This window comes from Sinomonas susongensis (genome assembly GCF_005877005.1).
GTDB lineage: Bacteria > Actinomycetota > Actinomycetes > Actinomycetales > Micrococcaceae > Sinomonas > Sinomonas susongensis.
Genome location: NZ_SSNH01000003.1, coordinates 132,910 through 157,699 on the forward strand (window position 1 = coordinate 132,910; position 24,790 = coordinate 157,699).

Sequence of the window (24,790 nt, forward strand, 5' to 3'; positions counted from 1 at the left end):
TATCGTTGCCGCGTGACCCACGACGGGCTTTTGCTCTCCCCGCACGACTACACCGCCGCCGTCGACCGGCTCGAGGTGCTGACCGTGCGCTTCGCCTCGGCTGCGGAGCGCATCTCCGACTGGGACGCGCCGGTGCCGGCCTGCCCGGGGTGGACGGCGCGCAGGCTCCTGGTCCATCTGGGGCTCATCCACGCCTGGGCGGGATCGTCCGTCGGCGCGGACGCCGCGCCCGCGGACCCGCATTTCGAGGCCGGCGAGGCGCTGCTGCCCGACTGGTATCGGGCGCGGGCGGCGGAGCTCGTCGCGACGCTGCGGTCGGTGACGCCGGACGCGAAGGCCTGGACCCTGTGGGGCGACCCTGTCGCCGCGTTCTGGGCGCGCAGGCAGGTGCACGAGACGACGATTCACACGTTCGATCTCGCCCAGTCCCTCTCCGCGGGAGCGGGTCAGCCGCAGGCCGACCTCTGGTCCCTGCCCGAGGACGTCGCGCTCGACGGGATCCGCGAGGTCGTCGAAGGCTTCTATCCGCGGCAGGTGCGGCTGGGCCGCTCGGCGGGCCTGCCCGGCGTCGTCCGGCTCGAGGTGCGGGCGGACGACGGCGGGCGGCTCGCAACGCTGGATGTTCCCGCCCTCGGTGGTTCCGCGGGCGGCCCCCTGCTCGGCACCCTCGCGGGCACGGCCGCCGAGCTGTACCTCGGGCTGTGGGGCCGCGCGCCACTGCCCGCGGCCACGCCCGAGCTCGTGCGGACCGTTCACGACGCGCACCTGACCCCGTAGTCTGGGCCCATGGTCCGCAGACCCGAGCTCATCGTCTTCGACGTCAACGAGACCCTCTCCGACATGGAGCCGATGGGGGACCGGTTCGCCGAGCTCGGAGCGCCCGCGGACCTCGCCAAGCTCTGGTTCGCGACGCTCCTCCGTGACGGCTTCGCGTTGACGGCCGCGGGCGACAACCCCGAATTCGCCGAGGTCGGCGCGGAAGTGCTCCGGGGCCTCCTGCGGGACCACACGCTCGACCGTCCGCTCGAGGACGCGGTGCGGCACGTCATGTCCGGAATGCTGCGGTTGGGCGTCCACCCGGACGTTGCCGACGGCGTGCGAGCCCTCCACGACGACGGCTTCCGGCTCGTGACGCTCACAAACGGCGGGACGTCCGTCGCCGAGCGGCTCCTCGAGGGCGCCGGCGTGCGGGACGCCTTCGAGGCACTCCTCTCGGTCGCGGACGCGCCGCTGTGGAAGCCCGCGGCCGCTTCCTACGAGTACGCCGCCGCGGCGTGCGGGGTCCCTGCGGAGGACATGATGCTCGTGGCCGTGCATCCGTGGGACATCCACGGGGCTTCGCGGGCCGGCCTGCAGGGCGCCTGGGTGAACCGCACGGGCGCTGCCTATCCCTCCTACTTCGCGGACCCAGACGTGGTCGCGCCCGGCATCGATGGAGTCGCAGAGGCGCTGAGGAGGCGATGAACGAGTAGAGAACCGGCTCTGGAAACTGTCCGACTGTGCATGGAAGGTCTCCCGTCATGACCACTCCCGCAACATCTCGAGGCACCCACGGCTACGGCTGGGTGCCCGACGTCCCAGACCAGCGTGACCACCTCTTCGCGGCACCGCCCGCCGTCCTCGGCGCCCTCCCGGCGTCGACCGACCTCACCGCCCAGTGCCCGCCCGTCTACGACCAGGGCCAGCTCGGCTCCTGCACGGCGAACGCGATCGCCGGTGCGCTCGAGTTCGACGCCGACAAGGAGGGCATTGCGGGGTACACGACCCCCTCGCGCCTCTTCATCTACTACAACGAGCGCGTCATCGAGAACAGTGTCCCGAGCGATTCGGGCGCCCAGATCCGGGATGGGATCAAGTCTGTCGGCGCCCAGGGCGCGTGCCCGGAGACCGAATGGCCCTACGACATCGCCAAGTTCGCGGACCAGCCGAGCCAGCAGTGCTACACGGACGCGAAGCAGCACAGGGCAGTCTCGTACCAGCGCGTGGCCCGCAGCCTCCCCCAGATGCAGGGCTGCCTCGCTGCGGGCTATCCGTTCGTGTTCGGATTCACGGTCTACGAATCGTTCGAGAGCCAGGAAGTCGCCCAGAGCGGTGTGGCCCCGATGCCCGCACCGAACGAGCGGGTCCTGGGCGGCCACGCCGTCGTCGCGGTCGGCTACGACAACGCGAGCCAGCGCTTCCGGGTCCGCAACTCCTGGGGGACAGGGTGGGGCCAGGCCGGCTACTTCACCATGCCGTACCAGTACCTCCTCTCGACGGGACTCTCGAGCGACTTCTGGACCATTCGCATGGTCAGCTGACGCGGTCGAAGGTCCGGCGAGCGCGATTTCCCGTGCTGTTTGATTGATCAAACAGGGGTGGGGTCTGCAGAATTGGCAGACGGTCCGATGCGTCGATCACCCACAGGAAGCGACCAATCACATGCCCGAGAAGCTGCAGCCCTTCCTCCACGACCTCGAAATCGTCCTCCGTGCCCCCACCCAGGCCTGGTCCGGCCGGGATGGGCAGATCAGGGCCGCGGCCCCCGGGAACGCGACCGTTCAAGGAGTCATGCACTCCGACGTGCGCGTCCTGAGCGAGGCGGTCCTCGAGGTCGGCGGGCACGAGCCCGAGCCCGCGGGGTCGTGGCACGACGACGACGGCGGCCTCGTCGTCGTCGGCCTGCCCCGCGCCCTCGCTGCCGCCTGGGGCGATCCAGCGGCCCGGATCCGCCGTTCTCGGCGCGTCAAGGCCGGAGCGATGGAGGAGGAGATCGAGTTCGCCTCCGCGACCGAGGAACCCGTCTCTGCCGACGTGACCGTCCGGCTCGCGGCTGACCTCGCGCCCATGGAGGCGGTGAAGTCCGGCCTCCCCACTCAGCCCGTCGACGCTTCCCCCGCCGACGCCGGCGTGGCCTGGTCCGCGGGGGAGGTGAGCGCCGTCGTCGAAGCCCCCGGCGCCGTCATCGACCTCTCGGATCCGGGCCGCCCCGTCCTGCGGTGGTCGCTCACCGCTTCCGCCGGCACCCCGGCCCGCGTCTCGTGGCGGGTCACCGCGGAGGACAGCATCGCCGTCGTGGCCGGAGCACGCGGACCTGCGCCGACCGGCTGGCGCGGGCTGCGCCGCCCCACCGATGTGCGCCTGGCGCGCTTCCTCGAGCAGTCGCTCCGCGACCTCGACGGACTCCGCATGGCACTCCCCGGCCTCGAGCGCAGCGAGTTCCTTGCAGCGGGTGCACCCTGGTTCTTCACACTGTTCGGCCGGGACTCGCTGTGGGCCGCGCGCTTCCTCCTGCCGCTCGGCACCGAGCTCGCAGAAGGCACGCTCACGGTGCTCGCCTCGTTCCAGGGCGAGAAGGTCGACACGGACTCGCAGGAGGCGCCGGGCAAGATCATGCACGAGCTGCGGCGTGCCGCGCTCACCCTGCACGGCGAGGCGATCAGCCTCCCGCCCACGTACTACGGGACCGTGGACGCGACCCCGCTGTGGGTCTGCCTCCTCCACGACGCGTGGCGGGCCGGGATGCCGGTCGACGCCGTCGAGCGCCTCCTGCCGCACGCCGAACGCGCTCTCGCGTGGGTCGCGGACGGGGTGCTCGACGGGTACCTCAACTACCTCGACACGAGCGGGCACGGCCTCGCGAACCAGGGCTGGAAGGACTCGAGGGACTCCGTGCAGTTCCGCAACGGGCAGCTCGTCACGGGGCCCGTCTCGCTCTGCGAGGTGCAGGCGTATGCGCATGAGGCGCTCGTGCACGGCGCCGAGCTGCTCGAGGCGTTCGGGCGCGTGGGCGCCGGCGCCGCCGGTGCGGCACCTTCACAGCTCCGCGACGCCGCGGCCGCGCTCGCGGAGCGTTTCCGGGCGGACTTCTGGCTCGAGGACGACCGCGGGCCGTACGTCGCCATCGCACTGGACGGGTCGGGGAAGCCCGTGGACACGGTGACCTCGAACATGGGGCACCTCCTCGGTACGGGGCTCCTCGACGGGGAGGAGGAGGCGCTCGTCGCGCGCCGCCTCCTGGACCCCGAGCTGGATTCCGGCTACGGCCTGCGGACCCTTGCGACCTCGAGCGCCGGCTATTGGCCGCTCAAGTACCACGGTGGGTCGGTCTGGGCGCACGATACCGCGATCGCAATCCGCGGACTCGCCCGCTCGGGCCATCGGGACGCCGCCGCCCAACTGGCCGAGGGGCTGCTCAAGGCGGCCGAGTCGTTCGGCTACCGCATGCCCGAGCTGCATTCGGGCGACCCCGCGGACACCTCGACCCGCGCGCTGCCGTATCCCTCGGCGTGCCGCCCGCAGGCGTGGTCCGCGGCGTCGGCCGTGGTGATCGCGGAGGTCCTCGGCGAACTGGGCTAGGGGCTAGTAGGCCTGCCACTGGGGCTTGTGCTCCAGCGCGTGCTGGTAGTACTCGCGGTGCTCGAGGCGGGAGGCGGCGCCTTCGTCGACGAGGACCGTCGTGTGGGGGTGGAGCTGGAGGGACGACGCCGGGCAGGCGGCGGCGAGGGGGCCTTCGACGGCGGCGGCGATCGCACTTGCCTTTCCCTCGCCGAGGCCGATGAGCAGGATGTGGCGGGCTTCCCGGATGGTGCCGAGGCCCTGGGTGAGGACGTGCCGGGGGACGTCCTCGGGGGTGGGGAAGAAGCGGGCGTTGTCGCGGCGGGTCTGTTCGGTGAGGGTCTTGATGCGGGTGCGGGAGGCGAGGGAGGACATGGGCTCGTTGAAGCCGATGTGCCCGTCGGTGCCGATGCCCAGGATCTGGACGTCGACGCCGCCGGCGCCCGCGATGGCGGCCTCGTAGCGCGCGGCTTCGGCCTCGGGGTCGGGGGCCTGGCCGTCGAGGCTGTGGACTGCGTGGGCGGGGAGGTCGACGCTGTCGGTGAATTCCCGGCGGATGACCGAGCGGTAGGACTCGGGGTGCTCGGCGGGCAGGCCGAGGTACTCGTCGAGGGTGAAGGCCTGGGCGCGGGCGAAGGACAGCCCGGCCTCGCAGTGGCGGCGGATGAGCTCGCTGTAGGTCCCGAGCGGGGTCGAGCCGGTCGCGAGGCCGAGCACGGGGCTGTCGTTCTCGAGGGAGGCCTGGACGATGTCGGCCGCCGTGCGGGCGACGGCCTCGTCGTCGGGCAGGATGACGATCTCCACGGGCTGCCTACTTCGCGGGTTCGGTCTCGGAGCTGACCTCGTCATCTTCCCGCCCCGGCGTCCGGAGATTCCAGCGCTTGATGACGAATGAGAACAGGAAGTAGTAGATGAAGCCGTACATGATGCCGATCGGGATCAGGAGCCACGCGTTGTGGGCCTTGCCGAAGTTGAGGATGTAGTCCACGAGCCCCGCGGAGAACGTGAACCCGTCGTGGATGCCGAGCAGGTTCACGAGCGCGAGCGACGTGCCCGTGAGGAAGGCGTGGATCACGTACAGCGGGAACGCGACGAACATGAACGAGTACTCGAGCGGTTCGGTGATGCCCGTGAGGAACGCAGTGAGGGCGGTCGAGAGCATGATGCCGCCCACGATCTTCTTCTGCGACGGCTTCGCGTGGCGCCAGATGGCGAGGGCCGCGGCGGGGAGGCCGAACATCATGATCGGGAAGAACCCGGTCATGAACACGCCCGCGCTCGGATCTCCGGCGAAGAAGCGGTTGAGGTCCCCGCGGACGAGCTGCCCCGAGGCGTTGGTGTAGTCGCCGATGAGGAACCAGACCACCGAGTTGAGGATGTGGTGGAGACCTGCGGGGATCAGCATGCGGTTCGCGAAGCCGTAGACGCCGCCGCCGATGACGGTGTTGGAGGCGACGGCCTGCCCCACCCACGAGAGGGCCGCGTTGAACAGCGGGTACAGGAAAGAGAGGACGACGCCGACCACGAGGCTCGTGACGGACGTCAGGATCGGGACGAGGCGACGGCCGGAGAAGAATCCGAGGAAGTCGGGCAGCTTCGTCCGGTAGAAGCGAGCCCACAGTGCCGCGGAGAAGAGACCCACGATGATGCCGGCGAGCACCCCGTAGTTGATGACTGCGGGCTGCCCGGTGGGGTCCTTCTGACCGGCCAGGACCACGGGCGACATCGCCTTGAACACCCCGTCGATCACCATGTACCCGACCACGGCGGCGAGGGCCGTCGAGCCGTCAGACTTCTTGGCCCAGCCGATCGCGATGCCGACCGCGAAGATGAGCGGCAGCCACGTGAAGACCGCGTTTCCCGCGGCGGAGATGACCGCCGCGCCAGCGGAGAAGCCGGGGATCGCGCCGAGCAGGTCGGCCTGGCCGAGGCGGAGGAGGATGCCTGCCGCCGGCAGCACCGCGATGGGGAGCATGAGGCAGCGGCCGAGGCGCTGGAGGGTGGCGAAGGCCGCATTCGGCTTCTTCTCGGTGGGCATCACAGCCGGATCAGACGTAGACATTGCATGCACCTTTGCGTGAAGTGACGAGGGCTGGGAACCGGCCGGAACGGCAGGTAATGTCTGGTTATGACCAGTTCAGTTTGAGGTGTGTCCGCCGAGGTGTCAAGGGGATGTCAGAGCCGCACTTCCATTCCCAGCGCGTAGCGGTCGGAGCGATACCACGAGCGGGTGTGCTCGATCGCGCGTTCCCCCGAGGACGAGGTGCGGTCGAAGACGAGCACAGGGGCCCCGGTCCCCGTCCCGAGGAGGACGCCCACGTCCGCGGGCGCCCCTTCGGCGCGCACCGTCTGGCGCGCGCGGTCGATCTGGCACCCGAAGCGGGTCGCGAGGGCCGCGTACACGGACCCCGAGAGGTCGATCTCGAGGAGCCCGCCCGCGTGTTCTGCGTTGTACCACGCGTCGTCCACGCTCACAGGGCGCCCGTCGGCAAGGCGGAGGCGCCGGAGGTGGATCGCCTCGGCCCCCGCTGCCAAGCCGAGCGCTCGCACGGACTCGGGGGGCGCCGTCGTCCGCTCCGCGACGAGGACTACGGTGCTCGGCGTGAGCCCCTGCGCCTCCATCTCCTGGGTGAACGACGCGAGGTGTAGCGTCGACTGGACCGTCGCGTCGGCGACGAACGTCCCCTTGCCCGCAACCCGGATGAGGTGGCCCTCCGCGACCAGACGGCCGATCGCCGCCCGCACGGTGATGCGGCTGACACCGAAGTCCTCCATGAGCGTCCGCTCGCTCGGGAGGCGTTCGCCGGGCATGAGGTCGTCCTTCGCGAGGCGGAGGATGATCGATCGCAGCTGCTCGTGTTTGGGCACCTGGCTGTTGACGAGTGGCAAGCGAGCCTCCGCTCCGGCAGGGGGCTGGTCCGATCCAGTTAGAACCAGAATACGGTACGGCCCCCTCCGCCCACGAGAGCCGGACTCAGCGGGCGGCCAAGACCTGCTCCCGAAGGATGTCGGCGTGACCGCAGTGCTGGGCGAGCTCGCGGAGCATGTGGAGGAACACCCAGCGCAGGGGCAGGGGGCCGCGGCGGTTCCCGCGCACGACGTCGTCGAGCCCCAACGACGCGACCGCGCGCCTCGAATCCGCACACGCCCTCCGGTAGGCGGCCAGCACAGTCTCGATCGTGTCGCAGTCCTCGAGGACGAACGATTCGTCCGGAGTCGCCGGAATCCCGATCTCCGCCCGGGACCTGCACGTGACGGCCTCGTCGAACCACACCCGCTCAATGAACTCCCCGTGCTTGACGAGGCCGAGCAGCGTGGTCCTCGACGGCACGAGCGAAGCGCGGGCCTCGGCCTCGGTGAGACCGACCAGGCACCTTTCGAGCGCGGCGCGGTGCTCGTCGAGGAACGCGTCGAACTGGGCACGAAGGTCGGCGTCGAAGACATGGGGTTCCATGGACGGCATAGTGCTCATGGCGCGAGTGTACGGCGATCGGCGAGACCCGGGCACGGTCAGCGGCGGGCCCAGCGAGGGGCGTGCTCGGGAAGCGGCCCGATCCCCACGAGCCGCGCGGGGACCACGCGGAGCGCGGGCAGGGCATCGAGCACCCGCAGGGGGAGGGGCGTCTGGCCCGAAACCGTCCAGTCCGGCTTGCGAGCGGCATCCCCGTCGCGAGCGGCGCCGTCGTCCAGCACCTTGCCCACCACGGCCCTGTGGGCGAACTGCTGGAACCCCTGGATGAGGACGGTCGGCCACCAGCGTCGCCGCTGCACGCTCTGCAGCACCGCCTCGGGCACGGGGCCGCCGCCTGCGAGTGCAGGACGCAGGATGCGTGCAGCCGCGACTGCGTCCTGAACCGCAAGATTGATCCCGACCCCTCCGACCGGGCTCATCGCATGGGCGGCGTCCCCTATCGCAAGGAACCCCGGGAGGTGCCAGCGGGCGAGGCGGTCGAGCCGCACGTCGAGCAGCTTGACGTCGTCGAACGACGCCGGGGCCTCCTCGAGGCGGCCGGCGAGCCACGGCTGGGCCTGGGCCAGGCGCTCCCGGAAGGAAGCAATCCCCTCCGAGCGGAGCACGGCATCGGAACCCTTGCGGATCACGTAGCCGCACTGCCAGTAGTCGCCCCGGTCGATCATGATCATGAACTGCCCGCGGTGAATCCTCCCGAGCGCGCCTTCCGGATCCGAGGGTTCGCGGGGGACCCGGAACCACCACACGTCCATCGGCACGCCGAACGCCGTGGGCGCGAGGCCGGCCGCAGCGCGGACCGCCGACCCGCGGCCGTCGCACGCCACCACGAGATCGGCCTCGAGCTCGTGCGCCGTCCCACCGTCCGGGCCACGCTCGGCAGCTTCCGAGCGGTCCTGCCACACGACGCCGGTGACGCGCCGGCTGCCTGCGCCGCCGTCGTCTGCCACGTTCCCTGGAGGCCGCTCGTGAAGGAGGCCCGTGACCTCGGCCTGCCGCAGGAGCCGGAAGCTCGGCTCACTGCCCGCAGCCTCGGCGAGCAGTTCGAGGAGGTCCCACTGCGGGACGAGCGCGATGTAGTTGTGGGGCCCGCGGAGCCGGGACAGGTCGCCGATCTGGGCGGGGCCGGAGTCGAGATCAGCGCCCACCGAGTCGATGCGGCGCTGGGGGAGCGCCTCGAACGCGGACCCGAGGCCGAGCTCGTCGAGCAGCGTGAGCGTCGAGGGATGCACCGTGTCGCCGCGGAAGTCGTGCAGGAAATCGGCGTGCTTCTCGAGGACCGTCACCTCGACCCCGCCCCGCGCGAGCAGGAGGCCCAGGAACATGCCGGCGGGGCCACCACCGGCGATGGCGACTCGCGTGCGGTCGATCGCAGCCATGGCCCCAAGCCTAGCGATGGCCCTCCCGACGATGCCCCTCCCGACGAGAGCTCCCTACGAGAGCGCGACCCGACGATGCCCCTCCCGACGATGTCCCTCCCGACGATGCCCCTCCCTACGAGAGCGCGACCCCGGTTCCGCTGCGGCGGTCTGTTCTTCCGTCGTCCCCAAAATTTCTGCCGTCGTCCCCAGAATCAAAACCGATCTCCCCACTTCTCAAGCCGAGTTCCCCGGGATTTGCGCCACGCCAGACGCGACCCGCCGGCCGCGGCCGCGACACGCCGGAGGACATCACCGTCAGGGGCGTAGAAGCTGGGGAGGACGGCGCAGAAGCTGGGGACGGCGGCGCAGAAGCTGGGGAGGACGGCGCGGGGGCTGGGGACGGCGGCGCAGAAGCTGGGGACGCCGGCGCAGGGAAGCACCGAAGCCGCCCCGGAACGCAGCGAACGCCGCACCTTCCACGCCCGTCCTGGTTGGACGGTCGCGGCCGATGCGGCGTTCGCCGTGAGTGTGTGGCAGTCGAGCAGTCCGGTGGTTTACCGGGCCACTCGACTGACCGTTCGTGGCCTTACTGGGCCGGGAGCTGGAGAACCTGGCCCGGGAAGATCAGGTTCGGGTTGGCGATGACGCTTGCGTTGGCGTCAGCGAGGCTCTCCCAGCCGCCGGTCACGCCGAGCTGCTGGGCGATGGCGCTCAGGGTGTCGCCGGCCTTGACCGTGTAGGTCTGGCCCGAGACGGGAACCTGAGCGACGTGGCGAGGAGCGGCCTGGACCGGGGCGGCCTGGACCGGAGCAGCCTGCGGGGCGACGGCGGCCTTGGGCGCAGCCTGCACAGGAGCAGCCTGGACCGGAGCGGTCTGGGCCGGGGTCACCTGGATGGGCGTCGGGTTGGCACCGGCGGTGCCGGAGAGCCCGAGCTTCGCGGAGCAGGCAGGCCATGCGCCCCAACCCTGGCTCGCGAGGACGCGCTCGGCCACGGAGATCTGGGTCGCCTTGGATGCCTGGTTCGGCATCCCGGTGCCGCCGTAGGCCTGCCAGGTGCTCAGCGTGAACTGGAGGCCACCGTAGTAGCCGTTGCCGGTGTTGATGGCCCAATTGCCGCCAGACTCGCACTGGGCGATCGCGTCCCAAGTGGACGTGCTGGCCGCATTGGCAGCAGGGGCCGCGAGGGCGGCGCCGCCAATGGCAGCACCGGAGATGGCGGCGAGGGCGAGAGAACGACGTGCAGCAGTTTTGAAGGTCTTCTTCATGGGTTCTCAGATGCTCGGGACTCCACCGACACTCATTCCGTCCCCGGAAGTCTTCGCGCGCCGCCGGTCCCTGACAGTTCGAGGTCAGGACGATGGTGACTGCGCAAACGGCGGCGAACGGTGGACGGCAGTACCCGGCATATGCAGCCGACGGCGCGTTATGCCTCGGCGTTGTGCCCGCTGGATCGGGCGGTCCGTTACCGAACCTTGACCTACCCTAGAGTACAAATCCTTCGTTGCCAAATCGTGATCGAGGGTTCACCCGATCAGGCTTCGGACGTCATCTGCTGTAAGTGCAGAGGCGAACATCGCGTCATCGTCCAGGACGGAGGTGAAGAGGGCCGCCTTCTTCTCCTTGAGCTGCATGACCTTTTCCTCGATGGTCCCCTTCGCGACGAGGCGATACGTCATGACGGCACGCTCCTGCCCGATGCGGTGCGCGCGGTCCACGGCCTGCGCCTCGGCAGCGGGATTCCACCACGGATCGAGGAGGAAGCAGTAGTCGGCCTCCGTCAGGTTGAGCCCGAAGCCGCCGGCCTTCAGCGAGATGAGGAAGACGGGGGCGTCGCCTTCCTTGAACGAGCGGACGACGTCGCCGCGCCGTTTCGTCGACCCGTCCAGGTAGGCGTAGGGGAGACCGGCCGCGTCGAGACGTTCAGCGGCTTTCCGGAGGAATGACGTGAATTGGCTGAACACGAGGGCGCGATGGCCCTCGGCGATGATGTCGTCGAGCTGCTCGAGCAGGACGTCGAGCTTGGCAGGGGAGACCCCTTCGAGGGCCGGATCGACGAGCGCAGGGTCGAGTGCCATGAGACGCAGGAGCGTGAGCGAGCGGAAGACGATGAAACGGTTGCGGTCGAGGTCCTCGACTAGGCCGAGCACCTTCTCGCGTTCACGCTGGAGGTACTGCTCGTAGAGTCGCCGGTGCCGCGGTGCGAGGTCGACGTCGAGCCGCTGCTCGATCTTCTCCGGGAGCTCGGACGCCACGGCCTCCTTCGTGCGGCGGAGCATGAGCGGCCGGACCCGGCGCCGCAGCTGGGCGAGGCGCTTGGCATCGCCGTTCTTCTCGATCGGACGCGCGTAGTCCTGCGCGAAGACGCTTGAGCCCGGGAACAGCCCCGGCGCGACGATCGCGAACAGCGACCACAGCTCCATCAGGTTGTTCTCGAGCGGTGTCCCGGTCAGGGCAAGCTTGAACGGGGTCTCGAGGTCCCGCGCGAACTGATGCGCCTTCGTCGCGCGGTTCTTGAGGAACTGGGCCTCGTCCATGATGAGACCGTCCCACGGGAGCGAGGAGTAGGCGTCAGCGTCGAGACGGAACAGGGCGTAGCTCGTGACCACGACGTCGGCCCCGGCCACGGCTTCCGCGAGGGGCAGGCCCGCCGTCCCCTCGGTGTCCGTGATCGCGACGGTCCGGAGCGATGGCGCGAAGCGCTCGGCTTCAGCTGCCCAGTTGGGGACAACCGAGGTCGGCGCGACGACGAGGAACGGTGCCGCGCCGTCGTCGGACGCCCGCCCGGCGGCCCCAACCCGCTCCCGCGAGCCGGCCTCCCGCGCGTGGAGCAGCAGTGCGAGCGTCTGCAGCGTCTTCCCGAGGCCCATGTCGTCGGCGAGTATGCCGCCGAGGCCGTGGCGCCACAGGAACGCGAGCCACTCGAACCCCTCGTGCTGGTACGGACGCAGCTCGGCGGCGAGGCCCTTCGGGACGGGGACCGGGTCGAGGGCCCCGGGTTCGAGGAGCCCCCGGACAGTCTCCCGCCAGCGTGGCGGCTCGACCGTCTCGCCTGCGAGCTCGGCGATCTCGTCCCACAGGCCGGCTTGGTACAGGCTCAGCCGCGGGGGCTTCGGCGCCCCGCCTTCGGCCTTCCATTCCCGCAGTTCGTGCGAGGCCTCGATGATCTCCTTGAGGCGCAGGATCTCCGGTGTATCGATCCGGAACCACGACTTGTCCGGAAGCATGATCTTGGTGCGTCCGCGGGCGAGCGCCACGAAGACGTCCTGGAACGCGACCTGCCGTCCCTCGACAGTGATCATGAGCCCCAGGTCGAACCAGTCCCGCTTGTCGCTCTCGACCGCGCTCAGCACGAGCTCGGGCGCCCCGTCGAGCCGCCGGTAGTCCGGCTTCTCACCCCGCAGGACGACCTCGAGCCCCTCGATTTTCCTCAGCTCTGGAAGAGTCCGCTCCGCGAAGTCGGCCGCGTCGAGATCCGCGAGGGTCGCGTCACCGAGCGCCCTATGGCCTCCCTGCCCGCGTGGGCCCAGCGCGCTGTCCGCGAGGGCGTCCGCCACGCGGCCGACGACGCCGGCCTCCGCGGTCTCGTCCCTCGCGTGCCGCTCGCCGGGTGCCGAGTAGAGCGGGAGCTGCCGCACGTCGTCGCCCGTCCGGTACTCCCAGTGCCACGCGAGACGCAGGCGGTCCCGCGGCTCGAACGTCGCCGTGAGCACGAGCACCGGCGGCTCGACCGGCGGAAGCTCCACGCTGCCGTCGCCGCTCGCGACGGCGAGGGTCCGCGCCAGGTCTGGGTACAGCTCGCCGAAGAACATGTCCCGATCCTCGTCCGGAACCAGGATCGGCTCGCGCTGCCGGAGGAGCGCGCGCTCGCGATCGGTGAGCAGATGCGAGGCCGGGGCGAGCACGATGAGCTCGTCCTTCCCGTTCCGCACCGCGGCGTACGCCCCGTGGTCGCCGATCGGGCCGGCCGACGACGCCGGAACCTCCTCGCCGTCGAAGGCGAGGGACGGCGCGACGGACAGTGCGCCGTCGTCCGCCGCCCGCACGTCGACGCTCACCTCCGCCACGCCCGCCACGTAGACCTGCACCGAGTTCTTCGAACCCACGAGCTCGATACCAGCCGCGGCGGCATCCTTCAGGACGGTCCACCAGAGGGGGCTGTTGAAGTCGTCCACGTAGATCCAGGGGTCGTTGGGACGCCAGTAGTTGCCGCCGTCCGCAAGCTGGAGCGGTTGGATCTGCTGGAGGACCCGGAACTGGGCGGGTTCGAAGGTTCCCGCCTGGTCCCGGCGCCCGAACGTCGACCAGCTGAGGCCCCCACGGTTCCATCGCCCGCTCCGCGGGTCCTTGCTCACTGGACGGACAGCGAGCTTGAAGCCCTCACGGTGCTGCCTCGCGTATTCGAGCCCGTACCTCTTCCGCTTCTGCGCGTCGAGGTCCCGCAGTTCGAACTGGAGTCCCAGCCGCGTCCGCTGGCCTGCACCAGCCGTGGAACCTGCCGGCGCGAGGATCTCGGCCAGCGCGGTGCGCCACGCGGGCTGCTTGGTCCGGGAGGCGGGGACGGGCGTCGCGACGCCCATGCGGGCGCGGACGGTCTGCTCGTTGGCGGCGAGGACGGCGGCGAGCATGTGCTTGCAGTCGCTTCCGACGGGGCACGTGCACCAGCCCCCCTCGTACAGGTCGCGTCCGGGGGCCTGGCGGATGCGCACGACGCACTCGTAGGGCTCGGATTCGCTGCCCTGGACCTCCGCTCTGAGCTCCCCGCGCTCCGCGTTCCAGTCGAAGCTCAGAACGTGCCCGCCTCGCGAGTACGCCGTCGCGCGGGCCAGAGTGGAGGGGCCGACGGCGCGCACCAGTCCGTGGACGTCGACCATCGGCAGGTCTGCTGGCCGTGTTCCGCTGCTCGCCCGCCCGTCCGGGGCGAGCTCGTCCGGAGCTGGCTCGTCAGCGGGGGAGAAGGGCACGATGCAATCCTCCCACGCGCCCTCGACACTCCTGGGCCCGCGTCCGGAAGCGCGGCTATCGCACCGAGGCCTCGGCCAGCGGCGCCCCCGTGCCGAGCCCGCGCACCGTCCACCCGGCCTCATGCCAGGCGTCCCGGTCGAGGACGTTCCGCGCGTCGACCACGACGGGCCGCGCAACGATCTCGGCGAGAGCGTCCGGGCTCAGCGCCCGGTACTCCGCCCACTCCGTCAGGAGCAGCACGAGCTCCGCGCCCTCGCAGGCGGCCGTGAGCTCTTCCTCGAACTGGAGCTGCGGGTACCGCATCCCGGCGTTGTTGATCGCCTTGGGATCGGTGACGACGACGTGCGCGCCCGACTCCACGAGCCGCAGCGCTACGTCGAGCGCGGGGGAGTCCCGGATGTCGTCGGTGTCGGGCTTGAAGGCCGCGCCGAGGATGGCGATCCGCCGCCCGCCGACCGACCCGCCGCACAGCTCGGCGGCGATCTCTGCCACCCGCGCCCGCTGTCCCACGTTGATCGAGTCGACGAGGCCCATCCACTCGTCCACGGAGTTCACGTCGAGCTCGCGGGCCTGGGCCCGGAACGAGCGGATGTCCTTCGGGAGGCAACCGCCGCCGAACCCCAGTCCGGCGGCGAGGTAGCGATGGCCGATCCGGGGGTCGAGGCCCATCGCGGCGGCGAGCTGCGTGACGTCGGCGCCCGCCGCGTCGCACAGTTCGGCCATCGCGTTGATGTACGAGAGCTTCGTAGCGAGGTACGCATTGGCGGCCGACTTGATGAGCTCGGCGGTCGCGAAGCTGCACACGATGCGCGGCACGCCGGCGTGCAGGAGCGGCGCGTAGACCTCGTCGAGGTCGCGGAGCACAGCGGGGGCTGCAGGGTCGGCGTCGTCCACCCCGTACACGAGGCGGTCCGGCACGAGCGAGTCCTTGACCGCCGTACCCTGCCGCAGGAACTCGGGGTTCCATGCGAGCTCGACGCCGGCCTCGGCGAGCCAGGCCCGCACCCGGTGGACGGTCCCCACCGGGACAGTGGACTTGCCGACGACGACGGAGCCCGCCTTCGCGCGGGCCGCGAGCGAGCGGGTGGCGGCCTCGAGGTACGTCAGGTCAGCGAGCTCGCTGGTCTTCGACTGGGGCGTGCCCACGCACAGGAAGTGCACCTCGCACGCCGCGACGAGGTCCATGTCGGTCGTGAAGGTGAGGCGTCCGTTCGCACGGCCGTCGGCGAGGAGCTCCTCGAGGCCGGGCTCGAAGAACGGTGCGAAGCCGCGAGCGAGGTGCCCCACCTTCTCGGCATCGGTATCGACGCCCACCACCTCGTGGCCCATCGAGGCGAGGGTGGCGGCGTGGACGGCACCGAGGTAGCCGCATCCGATGACCGAGATCTTCATGGGGTTCCTTTCGAGGAAGTTGGTGGGCTCAGCGCACGGCCAGCGACGCACGGGCCGCGATGACCTCGTCGTAGTGGCGCACGAGCTGAGCGGAGATCGAGGACCACGTGCGGCCCTGGACGCTGCGCAGGGCGGCCTCGGCGAACGCGGCTCGCTTCGCGTCGTCGCCGATGAGGTCCTGCACATACGAACGCAGCTCGTCCAGCCTGCCCGGGGTGTAGAGCCAGCCGGTCTTCGAGTTCTCGACGAGATCGAGCGGGCCGCCGCGCCCGGTCGCAACCACCGGCACACCGGAGGCCATGGCCTCCTGGATGGTCTGGCAGAACGTCTCGAACTCGCCGGGGTGGACGAACAGGTCGAAGCTCGCGACCATCCGGGCCAGGTCCTCGCCGCCCTGGAAGCCTGCGAAGTGCGCGGTCGGCAGCTGGGCCTCGAGGGTCGGGCGGAGCGGTCCGTCCCCGACGATCACGAGTTGCGTGTCCGGGAGGTCCGCGAGGACCCGGAGGTCCTCGACCTGCTTCTCGGCGGCGAGCCGGCCCACGTAGCCGATGATCCGGCGGGTCCCGCCGCCGGCTGCGCCCTCGGCGGGGCCTGCCACTGCGGCCCGCCACGCGTCGTCGCGCTTCGCCGGGTTGAAGCGTTGGGTGTCGACGCCGCGGCGCCAGAGCTCGACGTCGAAGATGCCGCGCCCACGCAGCTGGTTGAGGGCGAAGGTCGACGGCGCGAGGGTGCGGTCAGCGAGCAGGTGAATCCTCTCGACGCGCTCCCATGCCCAGTTCTCGAGGAAGGGCACGCCGTACCGGGCCGCGTAGCTGGGGACCTCGGTCTGGTAGATGGCCACTGTGGGGATGCCGAGGCTGTGGGCGGCACGGACGGCGCGCCAGCCGAGCTCGAACGGCGAGGCGAGGTGCACGACGTCGGGCGCGAACCGCTTGAGGATGCGGCGCACTTTGGGGACGGCGCCGAAGGCGACGCGGACCTTCGAGTAGCCGACCATCGGCATCGACGGCAGGCGATGCACGAGTGCCCCCGAGACGTACTCCGGCCCAATCCCCGAGTCCCCGGCTGGGGCAATCACGAGGACCTCGTCTCCGCGCTCCTGGAGGTGCTCCAGGACCCGCAGAACCGAATGGACTACTCCGTTCATCTGGGGCAGGAACGATTCGGCGACTATCGCAATCCTCACGCTCCCACGGTTCCGCTCGTGCCTGACGCGCTGGCGGAAACGGCGTGACAGCGAGGGGAAGGCTTGGTTAACGCGAGGCTTCGCACCCCCGGAATTACGGCTTCCCCAGCTTTTGCGCCGGGTTCCCCACCTTTTCCGCCGGCTTCCCCACCTTTTGCGTCGGCTTCCCCAGCTTTTGCGCCGGGTTCCCCACCTTTTCCGTCGGCTTCCCCAGCTTCGCATGGGGCCAAGGCCTCATCAGGCCAGAGTTTCCAGGATCTGACGCAAGGTGAGTCCTGATTGGCTCCTCGAAGCAGAACAGTAGCTGCGGAGATCGGCAGGGAAGCTGGGGAGATCGGGCGAGAAGCTGGGGAGATCGGCAGGGAAGCTGGGGAGTTCGGTACAGAAGCTGGGGAGATCGGTACAGAAGCTGGGGAGTTCGGCGGGAGAAACTGGGGAGTCCGGCGGGCAACCCGGGCAACCCCGCTACCCCCTCAGGACGACGGGAGGCTGGCCTTCTTGGGCGCAGCCGCGGCCAAGGCGGCAACGACGACGGCAAGCGCCCCGAGTCCCCAGCCGATCCCGGTCCCGGCCGCAACCGCGCCGACGAGGAGAGGCCCCCCGGCGTCGCCGAGTTCACGGCCGAGCTCGGCGCTGCCCATCGTGCGCCCCATGCGCTCGGCCGGTGTCGCGTCGGCGAGGTGCGCGAACGCGAGTGGGGTTGCGAACCCGATCCCGCCGCCGATGAGGAGCGCCGCGAGGTACACGGCCACCGCGGCTGCGAGCTCGCCCGCGAGGGGCAGGACGGAGGCCACTGCGGCGCCGAGGGCGATCACCAGGAGGCCGCCGGCCATGCCCGGGCGGTCCCGGATGCGGCCCGCGTCGCGCAGTCGACCGATACGCGGTTGGACGAGCGAGGACGCAACGGCGAGGACGGTCACGACGGCGACGCTCGCGAAGGTTCCGAGGCCTGCCCGGGCCGCGAGCGCGGGGAGGAAGCCGACGGCCGCGCCGAGCGAACCCGTCGCGCCGGCGAGCACGAGCGTCGGGCCGAGGAATGAGCGGTCGGTGAGCTGACGCGCGAGGTCCGCCGAGGTGTAGCGGGGCCGCGGGAGGGGCTCAAGCCGCGGCACGGCGACGGCGACCCACACGGCGACGACGACCGCGAGGGCCGCGAGCACCCCGAAGAGCGCGGGGAAGCCTCCGACGAGGAGGGCGCCGGCCCCGAGCAGCGGCCCGAATGCGTACCCGAGTCCCTTCCATGACCCGTAGCGCCCGAAGTACCGGCCGGTGTCCTTCCCTGCGAGTCGCGCGACGCTCGCCGACGAGGCGGGCGAGAAGGCCGAGGCGGCCGCTCCCTGCCCCAAGCGGGCGAGGGCGAGGACGAGGGGCTGGCCCGACCACAGGCCCACGAGGGACGCGACGGCGAACCCGAGGAGCCCGCCCACGATCACGGGCTTGGGTCCGATCCGGTCCGAGAGCGAACCGAAGACGGGCTTGAGGAACACCTCGGCCACGTCGTAGAGGGCAAGGAGGACGCCGAGGACGAGCAGGTTGAGGCCGAGGTCTCCCGATGCCCCTCCGCCGCCGTACCCGCCGAGGCTCTCCGCTCCCAGCGCGGTCGCGATGCTGTGGGCACCGAACGCCGTCGTGAAACCCGCCGCGTAGAGGGGCACGACGGCGCTGCTCGCCGGGGCGGAATCAGTGCGGGGGAGCCTCACCCGACTGAGTTTAGGCGGCTGCGTCCTGTGACATGTGCCACACCTCCCGCCCGCGAGAAATGATCGGACCCCTCCCGTGGTTGGGCTTGGCATGACCATCGAACACACCGACGAACAGACCGAAATGGTCCATCCGGCAGCCCTCGCAGACCTCTTCACTCCCGTAGACCTCGGGCCACTCCGCGTTCCGAACCGCTTCGCGATGGCGCCGATGACGCGCGAGTTCTCGCCCGAGGGCACCGTCACGGACGACGTCGTCTCGTACTACGCGCGGCGGGCGGCGGCCGGCGTCGGCCTCCTCATCACGGAGGGCGTGTACGTGTCCGAGGACTCCGGGCCCAGCACCCGCGTCCCCCGGCTCTTCGGCGAGCCTCAGCTCGCGGCCTGGAAGCGGCTCGTTGCTGCTGTCCACGCCGAGGGCGGCCTCATCGCTCCTCAGCTGTGGCACCTCGGCGCCGAGCGGGGCGACCATGCCGAGTTCAACCCCGGGCTTCCGACCCTGAGCCCTTCGGGCATCTCCTCGACGGGCGTGGCTCGCGGGCGCGCGGCGACGGTCGCGGAACTCGATCGCATCCGGGACGACTTCGCCCGCGCTGCAGCGTCGGCCCAGGAGGTCGGGTTCGATGCCGTCGAATTGCACGGTGCCCACGGCTACCTCCTCGACCAGTTCCTCTGGGAGGGAACGAACCGCCGCGAGGACCTCTACGGCGGCTCGCTCGAGGCCCGCACCCGCTTCCCCGTCGAGGTCGCTGCCGCCGTTCGTGCCGCCGTCGGCCCCGATCTCCCCGTCATCTTCCGCTTCTCCCAGTGGAAGTCCGGCGACTACACGGCCCGGATCGCCAAGACGCCGGCCGAGCTCGAGGCGCTCCTCGGGGCCCTCGCAGAGGCTGGGGTCTCCGTGTTCCACGCCTCGACGCGCCGCCACTGGGAGCCCGCGTTCCCCGAGGTCGCGGGTCCCGACGGCCAGCTCGGCCTCGCGGGGTGGGCGAAGAAGGTCACCGGCCTACCGTCGATCGCTGTCGGCTCGGTCGGCCTGAACCAGGCATTCCAGGTCGCGTTCCAAGACGGCGGCCGCGCTGAGACCACGGGCCTCGAGCCGCTCCTCGAGCAGTTCGGTCGGGGCGAGTTCGACCTCATGGCCGTGGGGCGCGTGCTCCTGAGCGACCCGTCCTGGGTTGCGAAGGTCCGCGAAGGCCGCTTCGACGAGATCCGCCCCTTCCATGCCGAGGATCGCGAGAGCCTCAGCTAGCACTCTCGTCCCGGCACTCCCAGCTGACCGTCGCCTCCCGTCGCTCCGTGCGTCGGGGGGCGACTCCCGTCGGGGGGCGACTTCTGCAGCGGACGGTGTGCCTGAGCGGCGTCGGGCGCGGTCCGTGGCACAGTGGGACCCGATGAAATTGCGCTCCGACCAGTCCGGGATCCGCGGCCTGCCGATGCCTCTGTGGCTCCAAGGAGCCGCGGAAGCCCTGCAGGCTGTCCTCATTTCGGCCGTGGCCGCGCTCATCCCCATTGCTGCCGTCTGGCTCACGGGCGGCTTCGGCCCGATGCAGCCCGCGGACGCGGCCCGACTCGGCGGGCAGGCATGGCTCCTGGTCCATGGGGTCCCGCTCTATCTCAGCGATGCGTCGCAGGCGCCCGGCGGCGGAGCCGCACCTTCACCGCCCACTGTCCTGAGCCTCGTCCCCCTCGGGTTCGCCCTCATGCCGTTCCTGCTCTCGTGGCGCGCCGGCAGGCGGCTCGCCCGCGCGTCGTACGCCGACAGCCTGTGGCAGGGCCTCCTCGGCGCGGCGGCGCTCTACGCCCTTGCGGGCTTCGCCACCGCATTCGTGTGCAGCACGAGTGCCATCAGCGCAAGCGTTGCTCTTGCGGCGTCGGTCCCGCTCATCCCGGTGGGCCTGGGGCTCTTGGTCGGCGCGCGGCGTGAGGCAGGCTCGTGGAGCCGCCTCATCGGCGTCGACGCCGCCCAGTGGCTGTCGCGCACAGGCCAGTACTCGCGCTGGGCCGGAAGCTATTTCTGGGCCGTGGTCCGGGCCGGGTTCGTTTCCGCCGTCGCCGCCTTCGGGCTCGCCTCCGCGCTCCTGGCCCTTGACATCGCGATCCGCTGGGCGGATGTCGCCACGGTGTACGAGGCGCTCGGCGCGGGCGGCGTGGGCGGTGGCGCGCTGACAGTGGCACAGCTGGGCTACCTGCCGAATCTCGCCGTCTGGTCGATGGGCTGGTCCTCGGGCGCGGGCATCATGCTCGGCACTGGCTCGAAGGCGGGCGCCCTTGCGACGGCGGTCGGCCCGCTCCCTCCAATCCCGGTCCTCGCCGGGCTGCCGACGTCGTCCGTGCCCCTGGCTGCTGCCGCCGTCGTGCTCCCGGTCCTCGCCGGCGTGCTCGGCGGCTGGTGGTTCCAACGGGCAGGGGAGGACCACTTCGGCGAATGGATCTCCATCAAGGTTCCGGCCCGCTGGTTCTCCACCTCTGTGTCGGCCCTCGTCGTCGGGGCCCTCATCGGGGCGGTTGCCGGCCTCTTCGGAGCCGCGGCGGCGTGGCTTTCGGGCGGGTCCGCGGGAATCGGCCGCTACAGCGTTGTCGGGCCGAATCCGCTCTCGATGCTCGTGTGGCTCGGGATCGAGGTCGCCGTGGGCGCGATCGTGGGCTATGCGCTGGCTCCCTGGCTCGAGCGCGGCCAGCTCGCCCGCGCCCAGGCCCAATCCGTCGACGCATGAGCGCCGAAGGATGAAGGCTGCCGAGGGGCCCCGGGATCTCGCCTATCGTGGACCCATGCGCATCGTCGTCCTCGTCTCCGGCACAGGTTCGAACCTCCAGGCGGTCATCGACGCCGTCACGCACGGGGAGCTCGACGTCGAGATCGCCGCGGTCGGCGCGGACCGCGAGGGCACGTACGGCGTCGAGCGTTCCGAGGACGCAGGCCTGGAGACGTTCGTGGTCAACTTCAACTCGTTCCCGACGCGTGCCGAGTGGGACGCCGCCCTCACCGAGCGGGTCGCCTCCTACGCCCCCGACGTCGTCGTCTCCTCCGGGTTCATGCGGATTGTGAGCGCGGACTTCATCGAGCGCTTCGGCGGCCGCTACCTCAACACCCACCCCGCGCTGCTCCCTGCCTTCCCCGGCGCACACGGCGTCCGCGACGCGCTCGCCTACGGGGTCAAGGTCACCGGCTGCACGGTCCACTGGGCCGACGCCGGCGTCGACACGGGGCCGATCATCGCCCAGGAGGCCGTCGTAGTCGAGGCGGACGACACCGAGGAGTCCCTTCACGAGCGGATCAAGGTCGCCGAGCGGAAGCTGCTCATCGACGTCCTGCGCAGACTAGCGGTGGGTGAGATCGCGGCGCCCTCATCCGATGGGGGGATGCGGACTTCAGCCTTCTGACGGGTGCCGCTGCGGGCGTGCGGGCGTCATGCTCAAGGTATGAGAACGAATCCCTCCGAGCCTGCTGTTCGCGTGCGCGGGCTCCGCAAGGAGTACGGTGGCCTGGCCGCCGTCGCCGGAATCGACCTGGACATCGAATGGGGCGAGACCTTCGCCCTCCTCGGCCCGAACGGCGCTGGCAAGTCAACAACTGTCGAGATCCTCGAGGGCTACCGTCACCGCACCGCGGGCGACGTGACCGTGCTCGGCGTCGATCCCGCCCATGCCAAGCTCGATTGGAAGTCCCGTCTGGGGATCGTCCTGCAGTCCTCGGGTGAGAGCGGCCAATACACGGTCCGCGAACAGCTCTCGCACTTCGCGCGGTTCTACCCCAACCCCCGCAGGGTCGACGACGTGATTGCCGCCGTCGGACTCGAGAAGCAGGCCAAGACCCGGATCAGCAGGCTCTCGGGGGGCCAGCAGCGCCGCGTGGACGTCGCCCTGGCGATCATCGGCCGCCCCGAGCTCCTGTTCCTCGACGAGCCGACCACGGGCTTCGACCCTGAGGCCCGCCGCGAGTTCTGGAGCCTCATCGAGGAGCTCAAGACCGAGGGAACCACGATCCTGCTCACGACCCACTACCTCGATGAGGCCGCGCGCCTCGGCGACCGCGGCGGGGTGATCCTGGGGGGTCGGCTCGTCGCCGTCGGCCGCATCGACGAGCTCGGCGGCGCGGAAGCCCGCGTCCCGTTGGTGAGGTGGCGTGACGACGACGGAGCGTTGCGTGAAGAGCGGACCGAGCGGCCCGCGGAGCTCGTCGTGGAGCTCGCGCGGAGGTTCGCCGGGGAGCCGCGGGAACTCGAAGTGATCCGCCCGAACCTCGAGGACGTCTATCTGGCCCTCGTCCACGCGGCAGGGTCAGCGGCGGGCGCCGGAGCGGCGAACGGGGAGCCCGCGTCCAACCCGGTCCACTCGTCCAGCCCTGTCCACGCGTCCAACCCCGAAAAGGAGGCCGAGCCGGCATGAGCGTCGTCTCGCACGGGATCGCCCGCACGGGCTACGAGACCAAGGGGTACTTCCGGTCCCCGGACACGGTGTTCTTCACGTTCCTGTTCCCCATGCTCATGCTGGGGATCTTCGCGGCCGCATTCAGCTCGCGCGGCGACATCAGCCTTGGCCCCGGGTCGCCGGACCACGTCTCGGTCGCGGCGTACTATCTTCCGGGCATGCTCGCGGCGGGGATCCTGCTCTCGGGCGTCCAGAACCTCGCGGTCGACATCGCGGGGGAGAAGGGCGACGGCACGCTCAAGCGGCTCGGCGGGACCCCGCTCTCGCCCATCTCGTACTTCCTCGGCAAGCTCGGGAGGGTCTTCGTGACCGGCGTCCTGCAGGCCGCCATGCTCCTCGCCGTCGCACGCCTGGCGTTCGGCGTCGCGCTTCCCACTGCGTGGGATGCCTGGGGGCGATTCGCATGGATCTTCGTGCTCGGCACGGTGACCTCGGCACTCCTCGGCATCGCGCTCTCGGCCCTGCCGAGGAGCAGCCGGAGCGCGACCGCTGTGGTCGTCCCGATTGTCCTCGTCCTGCAGTTCATCTCGGGCGTCTACCTCCAGTTCTCGATGCTTCCTGACTGGATGCAGAACCTCGCGAGCGTGTTCCCGCTCAAGTGGATCGCCCAAGGCATGCGCTCGGTGTTCCTGCCCGACGGGTTCAAGGTGCTGGAGCAGCATCAGGGCTGGGAACTCGGCTGGGTGGCCCTGTGGCTGGCGGTGTGGCTCGTCGTGGGCCTCGTGCTGAGCCGCCTGACGTTCCGCTGGATCCGGCGGGACGCGTGAGGCGTCCCGCCGGATCCAGCGGTGGCAAATCGTCTGTCTGGATGACTGCTGGGGTCTAGATCCCAGCGCCAGGATCGGCGCCCTCGGTCCCGGCAGCGTTCGTGCCGGAGCCGAAGACCTCGCCCGACTGGGGAGCGGAGTCCACCTCGCCCCGCCAGGCGCCGGTCTCGGTGCCCCGCGACTCGATGAACTCCTTGAACTTCTTGAGGTCGGAACGCACCTGGAGGTCGTCCGCCCCGAAGAACGCGCCGATCTTCTCGATCGCCGAATCCGGGTCCCACTTGAACTCGACGTTGACCCGCGTGGTCTCGGGCCCGAGCGACTCGAACGTCACGACGCCGGCGTGCTCGACGCCGTCGACGCTGTTCCAGGCAATCCGCTGGTCGGGCTGCTGCTCCGTGACGACCGTGTCGAACTCACGGGTCTGGCCCCCGACCTTGGTGGTCCAGTGGAGGTGCCTGTCGTCCTTCTGGACGACGGATTCGACGCCTCCCATGAACTCCGGGAAGGACTCGAACTGGGTCCACTGGTTGTAGGCCCGGGAAACGGGGACGCTGACGTCGACGGACTGATGGACTGTGGCCATGGGCACTCTCCTTAGCCTCGGCTGCATCGGAACCGGGGACCGCGGTCGGGTCCCCTTGAGGAGTGGGGCGGGGGCCATTGCTTGACCTGACCCGTGCCAGGCTGGCACGCGTCCACGGTATGCACGGGCCGTCGACGCGGTCAACGGCCCGTGCTGCCCGCTCAGCGTCGCTTGGAGCTGCCGCTGGCCTTGACCACCTTGATGGGCCTGCGGCGCTTGCGGTCGAGCATCAGGGCGACGCCGATGGCCGCGAGCCACGAGTCCTTCGCCATGGCGACGCCGGCCTGGGTCGGCCTGATGCCGTCAGCCTCGGTGAGCCCCGGCGTCTTCGCGTAGACGGCGACGAGGCCCGCACCGAAGGCACTGAGCCCGAGCCCCGCGAGCCTCGTCGGCACGAAGGGGAGCACGAGGGCGCCCCCGAGGGCGATCTCGCCCGCGGCGAGGGCCTTGCCGAACGTCGCTGGCGGAAGCTGCTTGACCTGCGGGATGGCGTTGGCCGCCATCCCTTGGAGAGCAGCTGATGTTTCCTCGTCGAGCGAGAGCTTCGAGACCCCCGAATTGATGAGATAGGCCCCCGTGACGAGGCGGAGGATGGCGTGGCTCGGCGAAAATCCCATGGT

The 24,790-nt window shown here is 70.6% G+C and carries 21 protein-coding genes; 9 read left to right on the forward strand and 12 right to left on the reverse strand.

Features of this window, described 5'->3' with window-relative positions; all coding sequences use genetic code 11:
• The first annotated feature begins 12 nt into the window (after positions 1–12).
• The 4 genes from E6A21_RS05835 (at position 13) to E6A21_RS05850 (ending at position 4,338) form a co-directional block, all read left to right on the forward strand.
• Entirely contained in the window at positions 13–777 is a 765-nt protein-coding gene (locus E6A21_RS05835) for a maleylpyruvate isomerase N-terminal domain-containing protein (RefSeq protein WP_138443207.1), read from the forward strand.
• Positions 778–786: 9 nt separating this feature from the next.
• On the forward strand, positions 787–1,464 hold the full coding sequence (locus tag E6A21_RS05840) for a haloacid dehalogenase type II (RefSeq protein WP_138443208.1): 678 nt from the start codon (positions 787–789) through the stop codon (positions 1,462–1,464).
• Between the two features lie 56 nt (positions 1,465–1,520).
• Positions 1,521–2,300 carry a C1 family peptidase gene (locus E6A21_RS05845; RefSeq protein WP_138443209.1) on the forward strand — a complete coding sequence of 260 codons (780 nt, stop codon included), beginning with the start codon at positions 1,521–1,523 and terminating at the stop codon, positions 2,298–2,300.
• A 121-nt stretch (positions 2,301–2,421) separates the two neighbouring features.
• Positions 2,422–4,338 carry a glycogen debranching N-terminal domain-containing protein gene (locus tag E6A21_RS05850; protein ID WP_138443210.1) on the forward strand — a complete coding sequence of 639 codons (1,917 nt, stop codon included), beginning with the start codon at positions 2,422–2,424 and terminating at the stop codon, positions 4,336–4,338.
• A 3-nt stretch (positions 4,339–4,341) separates the two neighbouring features.
• Here the strand turns inward: E6A21_RS05850 and nagB are convergent, their stop codons facing one another.
• The 10 genes from nagB to E6A21_RS05900 form a co-directional block, all read right to left on the reverse strand.
• On the reverse strand, positions 4,342–5,121 hold the full coding sequence (gene nagB / locus E6A21_RS05855) for a glucosamine-6-phosphate deaminase (protein WP_138443211.1): 780 nt from the start codon (positions 5,119–5,121) through the stop codon (positions 4,342–4,344).
• Between the two features lie 7 nt (positions 5,122–5,128).
• Positions 5,129–6,379 carry a PTS transporter subunit EIIC gene (locus E6A21_RS05860; RefSeq protein WP_138443212.1) on the reverse strand — a complete coding sequence of 417 codons (1,251 nt, stop codon included), beginning with the start codon at positions 6,377–6,379 and terminating at the stop codon, positions 5,129–5,131.
• Positions 6,380–6,492: 113 nt separating this feature from the next.
• Positions 6,493–7,206 carry a GntR family transcriptional regulator gene (locus tag E6A21_RS05865; protein WP_138443213.1) on the reverse strand — a complete coding sequence of 238 codons (714 nt, stop codon included), beginning with the start codon at positions 7,204–7,206 and terminating at the stop codon, positions 6,493–6,495.
• Between the two features lie 85 nt (positions 7,207–7,291).
• A complete protein-coding gene (locus E6A21_RS05870; protein WP_212745880.1) occupies positions 7,292–7,789 on the reverse strand; it encodes a DinB family protein in 498 nt (165 codons plus the stop codon).
• 38 nt (positions 7,790–7,827) lie between these two features.
• Positions 7,828–9,165: an FAD-dependent oxidoreductase gene (locus E6A21_RS05875; protein WP_138443214.1), complete on the reverse strand. Its 1,338-nt coding sequence runs from the start codon at positions 9,163–9,165 to the stop codon at positions 7,828–7,830.
• A gap of 568 nt (positions 9,166–9,733) precedes the next feature.
• Positions 9,734–10,414 (reverse strand): LysM peptidoglycan-binding domain-containing protein, encoded by a 681-nt coding sequence (locus tag E6A21_RS05880; protein ID WP_138443215.1) that lies wholly within the window; start codon positions 10,412–10,414, stop codon positions 9,734–9,736.
• A 258-nt stretch (positions 10,415–10,672) separates the two neighbouring features.
• Positions 10,673–14,110: a DEAD/DEAH box helicase gene (locus E6A21_RS05885; RefSeq protein ID WP_171041283.1), complete on the reverse strand. Its 3,438-nt coding sequence runs from the start codon at positions 14,108–14,110 to the stop codon at positions 10,673–10,675.
• Positions 14,111–14,165: 55 nt separating this feature from the next.
• Positions 14,166–15,503, reverse strand: coding sequence for a UDP-glucose dehydrogenase family protein (locus E6A21_RS05890; protein ID WP_138443217.1), 1,338 nt, complete (start codon positions 15,501–15,503; stop codon positions 14,166–14,168).
• Between the two features lie 28 nt (positions 15,504–15,531).
• Positions 15,532–16,689: a glycosyltransferase family 4 protein gene (locus E6A21_RS05895; RefSeq protein ID WP_138443218.1), complete on the reverse strand. Its 1,158-nt coding sequence runs from the start codon at positions 16,687–16,689 to the stop codon at positions 15,532–15,534.
• Between the two features lie 473 nt (positions 16,690–17,162).
• Positions 17,163–18,389 carry an MFS transporter gene (locus E6A21_RS05900; protein WP_246036226.1) on the reverse strand — a complete coding sequence of 409 codons (1,227 nt, stop codon included), beginning with the start codon at positions 18,387–18,389 and terminating at the stop codon, positions 17,163–17,165.
• A 91-nt stretch (positions 18,390–18,480) separates the two neighbouring features.
• Here E6A21_RS05900 and E6A21_RS05905 point away from each other — a divergent pair, with 91 nt between their 5' ends.
• From E6A21_RS05905 to E6A21_RS05925, 5 genes are all read left to right on the forward strand, one after another.
• Positions 18,481–19,638 carry an NADH:flavin oxidoreductase gene (locus E6A21_RS05905; RefSeq protein ID WP_246036227.1) on the forward strand — a complete coding sequence of 386 codons (1,158 nt, stop codon included), beginning with the start codon at positions 18,481–18,483 and terminating at the stop codon, positions 19,636–19,638.
• Between the two features lie 142 nt (positions 19,639–19,780).
• Positions 19,781–21,103: a cell division protein PerM gene (locus tag E6A21_RS05910; protein ID WP_138443220.1), complete on the forward strand. Its 1,323-nt coding sequence runs from the start codon at positions 19,781–19,783 to the stop codon at positions 21,101–21,103.
• Positions 21,104–21,158: 55 nt separating this feature from the next.
• Positions 21,159–21,770, forward strand: a complete 612-nt coding sequence (gene purN, locus E6A21_RS05915; RefSeq protein WP_138443221.1) for a phosphoribosylglycinamide formyltransferase — start codon at positions 21,159–21,161, stop codon at positions 21,768–21,770.
• A 39-nt stretch (positions 21,771–21,809) separates the two neighbouring features.
• A complete protein-coding gene (locus E6A21_RS05920) occupies positions 21,810–22,775 on the forward strand; it encodes an ABC transporter ATP-binding protein (protein WP_138443222.1) in 966 nt (321 codons plus the stop codon).
• Positions 22,772–23,584: an ABC transporter permease gene (locus E6A21_RS05925; protein ID WP_138443223.1), complete on the forward strand. Its 813-nt coding sequence runs from the start codon at positions 22,772–22,774 to the stop codon at positions 23,582–23,584. Before E6A21_RS05920 ends, E6A21_RS05925 begins: the two co-directional genes overlap by 4 nt.
• Positions 23,585–23,639: 55 nt before the next feature.
• Here the strand turns inward: E6A21_RS05925 and E6A21_RS05930 are convergent, their stop codons facing one another.
• Positions 23,640–24,170, reverse strand: a complete 531-nt coding sequence (locus E6A21_RS05930) for an SRPBCC family protein (protein WP_138443224.1) — start codon at positions 24,168–24,170, stop codon at positions 23,640–23,642.
• Between the two features lie 161 nt (positions 24,171–24,331).
• Complete coding sequence (locus E6A21_RS05935) at positions 24,332–24,787, reverse strand: DoxX family membrane protein (RefSeq protein ID WP_138443225.1); 456 nt, start codon at positions 24,785–24,787, stop codon at positions 24,332–24,334.
• Positions 24,788–24,790 lie beyond the last annotated feature (3 nt).